15 protein-coding genes are annotated in these 12,607 nt (G+C 37.0%); 14 read left to right on the top strand and 1 reads right to left on the bottom strand.

Annotated features, from left to right (window positions below):
* The first annotated feature begins 17 nt into the window (after positions 1-17).
* The 12 genes from secG (at position 18) to thrC (ending at position 11,278) form a co-directional block, all read left to right on the top strand.
* Positions 18-266, top strand: coding sequence for a preprotein translocase subunit SecG (gene secG, locus B5D29_RS07885; protein ID WP_078769027.1), 249 nt, complete (start codon positions 18-20; stop codon positions 264-266).
* A gap of 54 nt (positions 267-320) precedes the next feature.
* Positions 321-1,193 carry a 3'-5' exonuclease gene (locus B5D29_RS07880; RefSeq protein ID WP_078769026.1) on the top strand — a complete coding sequence of 291 codons (873 nt, stop codon included), beginning with the start codon at positions 321-323 and terminating at the stop codon, positions 1,191-1,193.
* Between the two features lie 94 nt (positions 1,194-1,287).
* The gene (locus tag B5D29_RS07875) at positions 1,288-3,759 is read left to right on the top strand and encodes a transglycosylase domain-containing protein (protein WP_078769025.1); all 2,472 of its coding nucleotides are present in this window, start codon (positions 1,288-1,290) and stop codon (positions 3,757-3,759) included.
* A gap of 54 nt (positions 3,760-3,813) precedes the next feature.
* A complete protein-coding gene (gene ruvX, locus B5D29_RS07870; protein WP_078769024.1) occupies positions 3,814-4,224 on the top strand; it encodes a Holliday junction resolvase RuvX in 411 nt (136 codons plus the stop codon).
* 40 nt (positions 4,225-4,264) lie between these two features.
* Complete coding sequence (locus B5D29_RS07865) at positions 4,265-4,804, top strand: hypothetical protein (protein WP_078769023.1); 540 nt, start codon at positions 4,265-4,267, stop codon at positions 4,802-4,804.
* A complete protein-coding gene (locus B5D29_RS07860; protein ID WP_078769022.1) occupies positions 4,801-6,645 on the top strand; it encodes a TIGR03960 family B12-binding radical SAM protein in 1,845 nt (614 codons plus the stop codon). Before B5D29_RS07865 ends, B5D29_RS07860 begins: the two co-directional genes overlap by 4 nt.
* On the top strand, positions 6,632-7,297 hold the full coding sequence (locus B5D29_RS07855) for a TIGR03936 family radical SAM-associated protein (protein ID WP_078769021.1): 666 nt from the start codon (positions 6,632-6,634) through the stop codon (positions 7,295-7,297). The genes B5D29_RS07860 and B5D29_RS07855 overlap by 14 nt, the downstream gene beginning before the upstream one ends.
* A gap of 156 nt (positions 7,298-7,453) precedes the next feature.
* Positions 7,454-7,798, top strand: a complete 345-nt coding sequence (rplS, locus tag B5D29_RS07850; protein WP_078769020.1) for a 50S ribosomal protein L19 — start codon at positions 7,454-7,456, stop codon at positions 7,796-7,798.
* Positions 7,799-7,908: 110 nt separating this feature from the next.
* Complete coding sequence (ylqF, locus tag B5D29_RS07845; RefSeq protein ID WP_078769019.1) at positions 7,909-8,772, top strand: ribosome biogenesis GTPase YlqF; 864 nt, start codon at positions 7,909-7,911, stop codon at positions 8,770-8,772.
* Entirely contained in the window at positions 8,772-9,398 is a 627-nt protein-coding gene (locus B5D29_RS07840; protein WP_078769018.1) for a ribonuclease HII, read from the top strand. Before ylqF ends, B5D29_RS07840 begins: the two co-directional genes overlap by 1 nt.
* Positions 9,395-9,745 (top strand): YraN family protein, encoded by a 351-nt coding sequence (locus B5D29_RS07835; protein ID WP_078769017.1) that lies wholly within the window; start codon positions 9,395-9,397, stop codon positions 9,743-9,745. The genes B5D29_RS07840 and B5D29_RS07835 overlap by 4 nt, the downstream gene beginning before the upstream one ends.
* A 36-nt stretch (positions 9,746-9,781) precedes the next feature.
* The gene (gene thrC / locus B5D29_RS07830) at positions 9,782-11,278 is read left to right on the top strand and encodes a threonine synthase (RefSeq protein WP_078769016.1); all 1,497 of its coding nucleotides are present in this window, start codon (positions 9,782-9,784) and stop codon (positions 11,276-11,278) included.
* Positions 11,279-11,324: 46 nt separating this feature from the next.
* Here thrC and B5D29_RS07825 read toward each other — a convergent pair whose 3' ends face one another.
* Positions 11,325-11,495, bottom strand: coding sequence for a DUF1540 domain-containing protein (locus B5D29_RS07825; RefSeq protein WP_078769015.1), 171 nt, complete (start codon positions 11,493-11,495; stop codon positions 11,325-11,327).
* Between the two features lie 63 nt (positions 11,496-11,558).
* On the opposite strand from B5D29_RS07825, the gene B5D29_RS07820 reads away from it, so the two are divergent.
* Both B5D29_RS07820 and B5D29_RS07815 read left to right on the top strand, forming a co-directional pair.
* A complete protein-coding gene (locus B5D29_RS07820) occupies positions 11,559-12,239 on the top strand; it encodes a metallophosphoesterase (protein ID WP_078769014.1) in 681 nt (226 codons plus the stop codon).
* 137 nt (positions 12,240-12,376) lie between these two features.
* The coding region (locus B5D29_RS07815) for a transposase (protein WP_143406753.1) at positions 12,377-12,607 on the top strand (231 nt) is incomplete at its 3' end.

Below are 12,607 nucleotides of genomic sequence, written 5' to 3'. Positions count from 1 at the left end.
CTAATGGAGGAAATATTATGCTCTGGTATCATTATGTATTCGGTGCAGTACTTATTGTTGCATCAATTATTATTACAGTTGTCGTTCTTATGCAAGAGGGTAGATCATCAAACCTTTCAGGTGTTATTGGTGGTAGCTCAGAGTCTTACGGCAGTAAGTCAAAGGGTATGACAAACGAAAAGAAGCTTGAAAGAGTAACAAAGTGGTTTATTGCATTCTTCTTTGTTCTTGTTTTGGCAGCATTTTTGGTATTTCTTTTTGTATAACAGTTAAGTAATAACCTTGCGTTATGCAAGGTTATTTTTGTTTGAGGTTAGAGATTGAATTATATTATATTTGATTTGGAATGGAATAACGCTTATAGCTATGCAAAAAAAGGTTTTATGAATGAAATCATAGAAATAGGCGCTGTAAAATTGAATGAAAGACTTGAGATTGTCGATACCTTTAAGCAACTTATTTTGCCGAAAATCACCAAAAAGCTCTCCGGAAGATGCAAAAGTCTAACTAATATTACAAACGAAGAGTTGAAACAAAACGGTATTCCGTTCGCAGATGCCATCAAGGATTTTTCAAGGTGGAGCAGGGGAGACGGCAATGTTTTTATGTCGTGGAGCAATTCTGATTTGTATGTTCTTACCAATAATTATCAAACATTTTTGGGCAACTTGAATATTAATTTTATTACAAAATATTGCGACGCTCAAAAGTATTGTATGTCTTTTATCGAGAGGGAGAACAATAACCAAATTTCTCTTGCTGATTGCGGCGAGGCTTTTGGAATTAAGATTGATACAGACAAACTTCATCGTGCACTCACCGATTGCTATTTAACAGCCGAGTGTTTAAAAAAGGTGTTTGACAAAGATAAACTTCAAAATTATATTCATGATTGTGACAGCTCATTTTTTGAACGCTTAATTTATAAGCCGTATCTTATCACTAAGCCTGTGACTGATCTTTTTGATGTTTACAAGCAAGAACTTTTGTGTCCTGTTTGCAAAAGTAAAATGGTGCGCTTAAAGGATTTTGAATGTGTAAATAAGTCGTTTAGGTGTCCTACCAAATGCAAGAAGTGCGGAATAACTTATTGGACAACAGTCAGGGCTAAAAAAACATATGATACTGTCGATGTGCACCAACGCAGTATAGAAATGAACAGAAAAAAAGCAAAAAAGATAAAGAAGGATTAATTTTACAATATTTTGTTAATATTTAAAATTCTTCTTTATTTTTTTGTTATTATATATTATAATAAAAATATATTGCTTAAAGGAGGCTGATTTCGTGGCAAATAAAGATTATGATGATCTTCTTGAGTCTTTTATGAATAATTCACAAAAGGCTTATAACGACGATAGAGAAACACGAAAAAAGAACGGCGGAAAATTACCGTCTGCCTATAATACTTTTTCTAATACAGACAGTGGCAAGAAATCCAAGACAGGATATTCAACCTCTGCAAATTCAAATAAAAACAATGGTGGCAAAAAAGGTCGTCATAATAATTCTGCCGGTCAAAAAGTACTTGAAGGATTCGGAAAGGTCCTTTTGGGTATAATTCTTGTAATCGGAGTTGTTGGAATTATTTGCTCATCGGTTCTTTTTGTTTACGGTTATTCTGTTGTTCACGGCGATGTTGTGTTTAATCTTGAGGATGAGGCTTCAACTCAAAATCAAACATCATTCATTTATGGATACGACAACAATAATAAATTGGTTGAAATCACTCGACTTCACGGTGAGGAAAATCGTATTTGGCTCGATAAAAACGATATGTCAAAATATATGTCAAAGGCATTTATCGCTATCGAGGACGAGAGATTCGAAAAGCACCACGGTGTTGACTGGAAACGAACCATCGGTGTTATGGTTAAGCCGTCCAACAGCGGACAGGGTGGCTCGACAATCACTCAACAGCTTATCAAAAACCTTACTGATGAAAATGATGTAACATTTATTCGTAAGTTTAACGAAATTCTTTCTGCTCTCAATTTGGAAAAGCATTATTCCAAGGATGAGATTATGGAAGCGTATCTAAATACAATTTATTTGTCACACGGATGTTACGGTGTGAAAACAGCGGCAGAAACATATTTTGGTAAAGAGGTAAAAGACCTTAACATTGCCGAATGTGCTTGTATAGCAAGTATAACCCAGTTCCCGACAAAGTATGACCCTCTTATTAATCCTGAAAACAATAGACAGCGTCAGCTTCGTGTTCTTAAGAAAATGCTTGAAAAAGGATTTATTTCTCAACAAGAATATGACGAAGCTGTTGCATATAAAATGGTATTTACCAACTCTCCTGATTATAAGGGCAGTCAAATCAAAAAGTCTGCTTCTGAAAAGAAGCAAGCTGAAAAAGTTAATTCTTATTATACCGACTATGTAATTGATCAGGTTATTAATGATCTTCAGAATTCAGGATATAGTGCTAAAAAGGCAAAGAAACTCATTTACGGCGGTGGATTGAAAATTTATTCTGCTATTGATTTTGATGTTCAAAATGCTATTGAGGATGTCTACGAAAATTACAGAAAGATGCCTGATGAAACAGTTCAAGGTGCTTGCGTAATTATGGATTACCACGGCAGAATTCTTGGTATGGTTGGCGGAACAGGCAAGAAAAAGGCGAACCGTGTGCTTAACCGTGCATGGCAGTCAAAGCGTCAGCCGGGTTCTGTTATCAAACCTCTTGCTGTATATGGACCTGCTCTTGAAAAGACATTGCAGGATGGCGAAACAAATGTTTATTGGTCAACTCCTACCAAGGATGCACCGCTTACAAAGATTAACGGAAAGCCTTGGCCAACAAATGAGGGCGGTAGCTATTCAGGCGAAACAATCACTGTTCAAAAGGGTCTTGCTCTTTCAAAGAACACTATTTCTGCTAGAACACTTGATAAAATCGGAACAACTTATTCATATGAATTCCTTACAAATAAGTTCCACATTTCAACACTTACAGTTCAGGACTGTGACCTTGCTCCTTTGGCAACAGGCTCAATGACCTATGGTGTAACTGTTCTTGAAATGACAGCCGCTTATCAAGCCTTTGGTAACGGTGGCTATTATTACGAGGGCTACAGTTATTATAAGATTGAGGATGCTCAAGGCAATGTTATTCTTGAAAAGAATCCTGAAAAGGACAAGGAAGTTGCATTGTCTGAAAATACCGCTTGGGTTATGAACAAGATGCTTCAAACTGTTATGACAGAGGGTACAGGTCGTTCTTATAAGATTGACGGTGTTGAGTGTATCGGTAAAACAGGTACTACAACAGGTTCAAACGACCGTTGGTTCTTTGGTGGTACTCCTGAATATATCGGCGGTGTTTGGTACGGATATGACAAAAATAAGGAAGTTATATATCGTCTTTCTGCTAACCCTTCCGGTACTCTTTGGAATACTATTATGAAGGAAATTTATGAGAAGAAGGGTAAGAATATAAAAGAGTTCCCTGAATGTGACGGTATAGTTCGTAAGCAGTATTCTTCAAATGGACTTCTTCGCAGCGGAACAGGTAGATGGGGTTGGTTCGATGTCAACAACTTGCCGAAAACTGCTTCAAACGATTATTTGAGTGATTATGATTCGTCGTATTCAAACAGGAATACAACGGCCGGCACAAAACGCAAGGAAGAATATACAGAAGATGATTCTGACGATGATTCAATTGATAATACTGAAATTTCTGACGATGTTATTGATGAGCCAAGCGATGATGAAGTCGGAGAGAATACTGACGAAAATTAATATTAAAGATAATAGGAAAATCATTTTTGGTTTTCCTATTATTAATGAGGAAATATGAAAATAATGTCGATAGATTACGGAGATGTCAGAACAGGTGTTGCGGTTTCTGATATTAGAGGAATTCTTGCATCTCCGCTTTGCGTTATAAAAGAAAGCTATCAACCAAAACTTGTTGATAAAATAATAGAACTTATTGGTGAAAATAAAGCTGAAAAGATTGTTATCGGATTACCGAGAAATATGGACGGTACTTATGGTTATCGTTGTGATGAATGTAAATCACTCGGTGAAGCAATAGCTGAAAAATCCGATGTGGAAATAGTCTTTGAGGATGAACGACTTACAACAGTTATGGCACACAACATTTTGTCAGATAATAATGTTCGTGGTGCAAAGAGAAAACAAACAGTTGATGCTGTGTCGGCTGTTATGATTCTCCAAAGCTATCTTGATAAAAATAAGTAATTTTACATAATATTTCGCCGTATTTTTATATGGTGATAGTTTGAAATTTAAACTTTTTCATGTAGAATTTGAAGTCAGCTTTTTGTTTTTTGCCGTAATATGTACTGCTTTGATTGCAAATAATTATGATTTTATTTATGTTTTGCTTTTTTCATCGCTCCATGAATTGGGTCATATAATTTCACTTTATTTGCTTGGCGGAAAAGCTGACAAAATTACAATTTCATTTTATGGTATTGGATTGAAGCATAGCTCTGATTTACCCGTTTCAAAAGAAATATTGTTTTTGCTTTCGGGCATACTGATAAATTTGCTTTTTGTTATGTTTAATATAAAACGAGATATAAACCTTGCGTTGCTTGTGATTAATGCTTTTCCGATTTATCCGCTTGATATGGGCAGATGCACCAAACTCGTGCTTGAAAAATATTTTGATGTCAGAGTATCGTATTTTTTGATGTATGCCTTGAGTGTAGTTGCTCTTGTGCTTTTGGTTGGATATTCGATTTGTTACAAAAAGTTTAGCCTGTTTATTATTTCGGCATATTTGGCTTATTGGCTTTTAAGAGGTAATTTATGATAAAAAAAGAAGTAGAAAAAATATTGCAATATGTTCAAAAACCTGCAAGATATGTTGGTGGCGAGTTAAATAGTGTGATAAAGGATGCAAATAAGGTTGACATTCGTTATGCGTTTTGTTTTCCTGATATATACGAAATCGGTATGAGTCATCTTGGTATGAAGATACTTTACGGTTTGGTTAATGATCGTGAGGACTCGTGGTGTGAGCGTGTTTTTGCTCCCGATGTTGATATGGAAGAGCAGATGAGAAAACACAATGTTCCTCTTTTTGCTCTTGAAAGCGGGGATTATATCAAGCATTTTGATATGATTGGTTTCACCTTGATGTATGAACTTTGCTACACTAATGTGCTTAATATGCTTGATTTGGCAGGTATTCCGCTGTTTTCAAAGGACAGAACCGAACTTGCTCCGATTGTTTGTGTTGGTGGACCTTGTGCTTGCAATCCCGAACCAATTGCAGATTTTGTTGATATTGTGTTCTTGGGTGACGGTGAAGAAAGTACAAACGCTGTTATTGATTTGCTCAAGGAATGTAAGAAAAACGGCGCTTCAAAGAAAGAATTTTTGCTTAAAGCAAAGGATATTACCGGGGTTTATGTTCCGTCGTTTTATAAGGATAGTTATAATGATGATGGCACTTTGAAAGAACTTGTACCTATTAATGACGCACCTGAAAAGGTAAAAAAATCCATCGTTTCCGATATGAACAAGTGCTATTATCCAAAGGAATTTGTCGTTCCGTTTATCAGCATTGTTCACGACAGAGCCGTTGAGGAAATTTTTAGAGGTTGTATCAGAGGTTGTCGTTTCTGCCAAGCAGGTTTTATTTATCGACCTATTAGAGAAAAAAGCGTTGAAACAATAAATGCTCAAAGCAAGGCACTTATTGAATCAACCGGATATGACGAACTTTCCCTTTGTTCACTTTCAACTTCTGACCATTCGCAGGTTAACGAGATGCTCACTTCTCTCATTGATTGGACCGTTAAAGATAAAATCAATCTTTCATTACCAAGCCTTCGAGTTGATAACTTCTCTGATGAGTTGGTTGATAAACTCAATAAGGTTAGAAAAAGCGGACTTACTTTTGCCCCTGAAGCAGGAACTCAAAGACTTCGTGATGTAATCAATAAAAATGTTACCGAGGAAGAAGTTATCAAAACTTGTACAAAGGCATTTGATAACGGTTGGACTACTGTTAAATTGTACTTTATGATGGGACTTCCTACTGAAACTATGGAGGATATTGAGGGCATTGCAAATCTCGGCATGGATGTTATCCACGCTTTTTATAAGAATCCTAACCGTCAAAAGGGAACAGGGCTTCAGGTGAATATTTCGTGTTCGTCATTTATTCCTAAGCCGTTTACTCCGTTCCAGTGGGAGCCGGAGGACACCATGGAATCTCTCAAGGCGAAACAGAAGCATTTGCTCGAATCAATTCCTTCAAAGAAGATAAAGGTTTCTTATCACGAAACACCTACTTCGCTTCTTGAGGGCGTTCTTGCAAGAGGCGACAGACGACTTTCCGCAGTTCTTTATTCAGCGTATAAAAAAGGCTGTAAATTTGATTCGTGGGATGAACATTTCAAGTTTGATGCTTGGATGGAAGCTTTTGAGGAAAACAATCTTGACCCATATTTCTATACACAGCGCAGAAGAGATTTTAGCGAGGTGTTGCCTTGGGATCATCTTGACTATGGCATCAGCAGAAAATTTCTTGAAAGAGAAAATATAAAAGCTCACGAAAACGAAACTACACCGCATTGCAGAATTCAATGTGCCGGTTGCGGAGCAAACAAGTTGAACGGAGGTCACTGTGATGCGAGAGGTTAGACTTAGATTTTCAAAAACAGGACAGGCTAAATACATAAGCCATCTCGACACAAACAGAGTGTTTTCTCGAGCACTTGCAAGAGCAAAGATAAATTTGTGGTACACTCAAGGGTTTAACCCTCGTCCGTATATGAGCTTTTCTCTTCCACTTTCTCTCGGTGTCGAGAGCTATTGCGAAAATGTGGATTTGCGTATTCTTGACGATTTGACCGATGAAGAAATTAAAGATCGTATGAATAACGCCTTGCCTCTTGGTATCAGAATTGTTGATGTTTACGAGGATTTTATGGATTGCCACGACATAGTTTACAGCGACTATGTCTATAAGTTTGAATTTAAGGACAACGAAACCGCTCTTGAAAAAATTATTGCTGTGCTTGAGTCGGATGAAATCTTGGCTCAAAAAAAGGCAAAACAGGGCAAAAGAAGAATTCTTAAAGAAACCGACATCAAGCAGTTTATTGTAAAATATAACGCTTCAATAAGGAATAATAATATTGTATTAAATATAAGGCTTCTTGCCGGACCTGATAAAAACCTTAATCCTACATTGCTGTTTGATACAATTATCAGACTTATTGATATGGATTATGAGTGGAAAAGTATTGGCAGAATCAGCCTTTTAACAAAAGATTTTAAAGAATATAAATAAAATGCTTGCATTTTGTACAAACATATGGTAATATATATCAGCATTTATCCGTTGCATATCCCTGCAACGCGTAAGATGTAGCGTTTCGCATTTTAGAAGATGGTCCGCTTTCGTATTGATATGAACATCTCATAAATTATAAAGGAGGAAAATAAAATGGACGCACTTAAGATTATTGCTCAAGACAACATCAAGACAGAAGTACCAAAGTTCAACATCGGTGACACAGTAAAGGTATCTGTTAACATCCGTGAAGGTCAAAGAGAGAGAATTCAGAACTTTGAGGGTACTGTAATTGCAAAGAGAGGTTCAGGCATTTCTGAAACATTCACAGTTCGTAGAGTATCATACGGCGTTGGTATTGAGCGTGTATTCCCGGTTCACTCACCTAACGTAGTTGATGTTCAGGTTATCCGTACCGGTAAGGTTAGAAGAGCTAAGCTCTATTATCTTCGTGATAGAGTTGGTAAGGCTGCTAAGGTTAAGGAAGCACTTAGATAATAACCAAAAATAGTCGTATCGTAGGTTCGCCTGTGATACGGCTTGTTTTTTATTTGAAAATAATTGATTTATATTGTATAATGATTATATATAAATGGTAGGTGAACGATATGCCGGAACTTATAAAACAAAATGTACAGTGGTTTCCGGGGCATATGGCGAAAACAAGACGACTGATAAAAGAATCGCTCAACCTTGTTGACGGAGTCGTTGAAATTCTTGATGCAAGAGTGCCGTATAGCTCACAAAATCCTGAACTTGACGGAATAATAAAGAATAAACCGAGAATTATTTTACTTAACAAATGTGATGTGGCAAATCCAACTGCAACTTCAATGTGGATAAAGTATTTTGAAAGCAAGGGTGCTTATGCCATACCTGTTGATTGTAAGACGGGAAAAGGTCTTAACAAGTTTGACGAGGTTGTAAAAAAGGCTTTGGCAAAGGTTATTGCCAAAAATGAAGAAAAAGGAATGACAGGCAAACCGCTTCGTCTTATGGTTGTCGGTATCCCGAACACGGGCAAGTCCTCATTCATCAATCGAATGGGCAAAAATGCAAAAGCAAAGGTTGCAGACAAAGCGGGTGTTACAAGGCAAAACCAATGGTTTATTGTTGGCAACGGAATTGAACTTCTTGATACACCGGGAGTTTTGTGGCCGAAGTTTGACGACCCCGAGGTTGGCGATAAACTTGCTTTTATCGGCTCTGTAAAGGATGAAGTAACCGACAAGGAAACTATTGCTTGCAGATTGCTTGAAAGCCTTGCAAAAACTAATCCGAGCGCTATTGAAGAAAGATATAAAATTTCAGGTGTTGAGGGGCTTCAGGGATGGGAAATCCTTGAAATGATTGGCAAAAAGCGTGGCTTTTTGATTAAAGGCGGAGAAATTGATTACGAGCGAGCAGCCGTTATTGTTGCTGACGAATTCAGAGGAGGAAAGTTGGGTAGAATTACCCTTGAATTACCGTAATGAAAAAAGAAACAGAACAAGTTGATTGGCTTAAATTTGAAAACGAGGCTTACAAAAACGGATACGCCTGTGTTTGCGGTGTTGATGAAGCCGGCAGAGGTCCGCTTGCAGGTCCTGTGTTTGCCGCCGCCGTTGTGCTTGGCAGAGGTCAAACCATCGATGGAGTAAACGATTCAAAAAAACTTTCCGAAAAAAAGAGAGAAGCTCTTTTTGATAAAATTAAGGAAGAAGCGTTGTGCTATTCTATCGCTTCGGTTGATGAGAAAACCATTGATGAAATAAATATTCTCAACGCAACTTTTCTTGCTATGAAAAAGGCTGTTGAGGGACTTGAAATACAACCCGATTACGCTATGATTGACGGCAACAAAACGCCTGATTTGTCTATTGATTGTGAGGCTGTCGTCAAGGGTGACGCAAATTCTGTGTCCATTGCCGCCGCTTCAATTCTCGCAAAAGTTTCAAGAGACAGATATATGCTTGAAATGGCAGAAAAATATCCTGAATATAAATTTGAAAAGCATAAGGGCTACGGAACAAAACTCCATTATCAAATGCTTGATGAATACGGTCCGAGTGAAATACACAGACAAACATTTTTAAAAACATGGTATGTTAAAAAATGAATAATAAGGGCAGACTTGCGGAAATGAAAGCCGCAAATTATTTGAGGGAAAAAGGCTATTGTTTGATTGAACACAGCTATAAATCTCGTTTTGGCGAAATTGACCTTATTTTTGAATATAAGAATTTTATTGTTTTTGTTGAGGTAAAAGCAAGGGGCGAAAATTCAATCGCCGAGCCGCGTGAGTTTGTTGACGAAATAAAACAAAAGAAAATTATTTCAACGGCAAACCTTTACATGATGCAATATAAGGTAAAATTGCAACCGAGATTTGATGTAATTGAGGTTTTTTTGGAGAATAACCGAATAAAATCCATTAAACATCTTGAAAATGCTTTTAGTTTGTAATAAAATAGTACTACTAAATTTTTAGGAGGACATATTATGTTCTATACTTCTACACGAAATAAAAATATAAAGGTAACTGCATCACAAGCGATTGCACAGGGTATCAGCGAAGAGGGCGGACTTTTCGTACCATGTGAGCTTCCGCAGTTTTCACTTGATAAAATTGCGTCTATGGTTGATATGCCATATACAGAAAGAGCAAAGACAGTTCTCAAAGATTTCTTGACAGACTTTTCCGAGGAAGAACTTGACTATTGCGTAAACGGTGCTTATGCTACCGAAAAGTTTTCTTCATCAAAAATCGCTCCAACAGTAAATGTTGCAGGCAATAAGAATATTCTTGAATTGTGGCACGGTCCAACTTGTGCATTTAAGGATATGGCACTTCAGCTTTTGCCTTATCTTATGACTGTTTCTGCAAAGAAAACAGCTGACGGCAAAACTATCGTTATTCTTGTTGCAACTTCAGGCGATACAGGCAAGGCTGCTCTTGAAGGTTTCAAGGATGTTGACAACACGAGAATTCTTGTATTCTATCCTGTTGATGGTGTTTCTCCGATGCAGAAACTTCAAATGACAACACAGGACGGCGAGAATGTTTCTGTATGTGCTATTAACGGTAACTTTGACGATGCTCAAAGCGCCGTAAAAGCTATCTTCACAAACGATGAAATTAAAGCACAGCTTGCACAAAAGAATATGATGTTTTCTTCTGCAAACTCAATCAACTGGGGCAGACTTGTTCCTCAAATCGTTTATTATTTCTCAACATATTGTGATTTGCTTGAGCAAAAGAGAATTGCTCTCGGCGATGAAATTAATGTTGTTGTTCCAACCGGTAATTTTGGTAATATTCTTGCTGCTTATTATGCAAAGAATATGGGACTTCCAATCAAGAAACTTATTTGCGCTTCAAATTCAAATAATGTTCTCACTGACTTCTTAAAGACCGGTGAATACGACAAGAACAGAAAGTTCTTCACAACAACTTCACCGTCTATGGATATTCTTATTTCATCAAACCTTGAAAGACTTCTTTACCATATGAGCGGTGAGGATGACACTCTTGTTAATGAGCTTATGAATGCTCTTTCAACAGATGGTAAATACGAGGTTTCAAAGACCCTTATTGACTCTATCCAAACTGTTTTTGATGCGGGTTGCTGTGATGAAGCAAGCGTTGATGCAACAATCAAAGAGCATTTTGACAAATATCATTATCTTTGCGATACTCACACCGCTGTTGCTGTTGAGGTTTATGACGACTATGTAAAGCGTACAGGCGACGATATTCCTACAGTTATTGATTCAACTGCTTCACCGTACAAATTTTCAAAGAGCGTTTTGACTGCTGTTACGGGCGGTGAAGAAGCAAATCTTGACGAATTTGCTATGGTTGATGAACTCAACAAGATTTCGGGTGTTGATGTTCCAAAGCCACTTCAGGCACTTAAAGATAAGGCGGTTCGCTTTAACAATGTTTGCGACAAAGAAAATATGAGCGAAATGGTATTTAAACTTTTGAATTTGTAAAAATAAAAGAGGCCCGTTATTGAGCCTCTTTTTTATTGAGTGTAGCTTAATTGCAGTTGCAATCACTGCAACATTCAAATGTTTCGCAATTTGTTTCGTTTGTTGATGTTGCATTTGTACAACCTACTTTGATGCTGCCTGCTGTACAACAGTTTGACATATCATGATGGATACAGTTTTTAACTTCGCAGTTGATTCCTTTGATTTCTTGCTTCATTTTGCTTTCACTCCCTTCAAATTTATTATTTAGTTTATTTTTGCTTTTATTCAAGGAGATTTTATGTCAATTTTTGCTATTGCCGATACTCATTTATCTTTTGGCACAGATAAGCCTATGGATTCGTTCCCGGGATGGAACGATTATGTTGGCAGAATTGAAAAAAATTGGAACAAATTGGTAACCGATGACGATACTGTTGTTATCGCAGGAGATATTAGCTGGGCAATTGATTTTGACCGGCTTGTTGCTGATTTTGAATTTATTAACAATCTCAAAGGCAAAAAGATTATACTAAAGGGAAATCACGATTATTGGTGGAATACTGCCAAGAAAATGAATGAATTTATTGATCAACACGGCTTTTATACAATTAAAATTCTTTCAAATAATTCGTATTCGGTTGAAAATATCTCTATCTGCGGAAGCAGAGGCTGGTTGTTTGATATTAATGATGAGCACGATGAAAAGGTTTTGAACAGGGAAGTGGGCAGACTGAAAATGTCGCTTGACAGCGCAGAATGTGATGAAAAAATCGTTTTTCTTCATTATCCGCCAATTACAACAGATTCAAAATGTGATGAAATTTTAGATTTACTCAAGCAATATGGTATAAAAAAATGCTATTATGGGCATCTTCACGGTATAGCGGCAAAAACGGCAATAGACGACACGATTGACGGAATTGAGTTCAGACTTGTTTCGTGTGACAGATTAGGCTTTACACCAAAACTTATTCGTTAATACTATATATAATAATTTATTTTATAAATGTAGCGTTACAATAGATGTGACACCAAAAAGATATAGAAAAAGCGATTGAGAAAAGATAGAATAAGAATAACCACAAACCCACGCTATCAAGAAAGGACTCAATCGCCATGAATAGTATAACACAAAACAAGAGATATTGTCCACACCAAATAACAACAAGAATACACGCAGTAAAATTGTACCGACAAAGTAAAGATATAGATTTTGTATGTCGAAGGTATCACATATCAAAATCATCATTAATGCGTTGGAACAGGAAATACGATGGAACAGTCAAATCACTAACCGATAAGTCTCACAGACCGATTTCAAAGCATCCAAATGCTCACACCGATGAA

Origin of the sequence: Eubacterium coprostanoligenes (genome assembly GCF_900167205.1) — a bacterium.
GTDB classification, from domain to species: domain Bacteria; phylum Bacillota; class Clostridia; order Oscillospirales; family Acutalibacteraceae; genus Eubacterium_R; species Eubacterium_R coprostanoligenes.
The sequence above is the reverse complement of the archived record's forward strand: the minus strand, read 5'-3'. Positions and strand labels throughout refer to the sequence as shown.

Excerpts from the sequence above, each read along its gene's own strand:
- rplS (WP_078769020.1), top strand. The coding sequence starts at position 7,454 with ATGGACGCACTTAAGATTATTGCTCAAGACAACATCAAGACAGAAGTA.
- B5D29_RS07860 (WP_078769022.1), top strand. The coding sequence starts at position 4,801 with ATGATAAAAAAAGAAGTAGAAAAAATATTGCAATATGTTCAAAAACCT.
- ruvX (WP_078769024.1), top strand. The coding sequence starts at position 3,814 with ATGAAAATAATGTCGATAGATTACGGAGATGTCAGAACAGGTGTTGCG.
- thrC (WP_078769016.1), top strand. The coding sequence starts at position 9,782 with ATGTTCTATACTTCTACACGAAATAAAAATATAAAGGTAACTGCATCA.
- B5D29_RS07855 (WP_078769021.1), top strand. The coding sequence starts at position 6,632 with ATGCGAGAGGTTAGACTTAGATTTTCAAAAACAGGACAGGCTAAATAC.
- B5D29_RS07825 (WP_078769015.1), bottom strand. The coding sequence starts at position 11,495 with ATGAAGCAAGAAATCAAAGGAATCAACTGCGAAGTTAAAAACTGTATC.
- B5D29_RS07840 (WP_078769018.1), top strand. The coding sequence starts at position 8,772 with ATGAAAAAAGAAACAGAACAAGTTGATTGGCTTAAATTTGAAAACGAG.
- ylqF (WP_078769019.1), top strand. The coding sequence starts at position 7,909 with ATGCCGGAACTTATAAAACAAAATGTACAGTGGTTTCCGGGGCATATG.
- B5D29_RS07820 (WP_078769014.1), top strand. The coding sequence starts at position 11,559 with ATGTCAATTTTTGCTATTGCCGATACTCATTTATCTTTTGGCACAGAT.
- secG (WP_078769027.1), top strand. The coding sequence starts at position 18 with ATGCTCTGGTATCATTATGTATTCGGTGCAGTACTTATTGTTGCATCA.
- B5D29_RS07835 (WP_078769017.1), top strand. The coding sequence starts at position 9,395 with ATGAATAATAAGGGCAGACTTGCGGAAATGAAAGCCGCAAATTATTTG.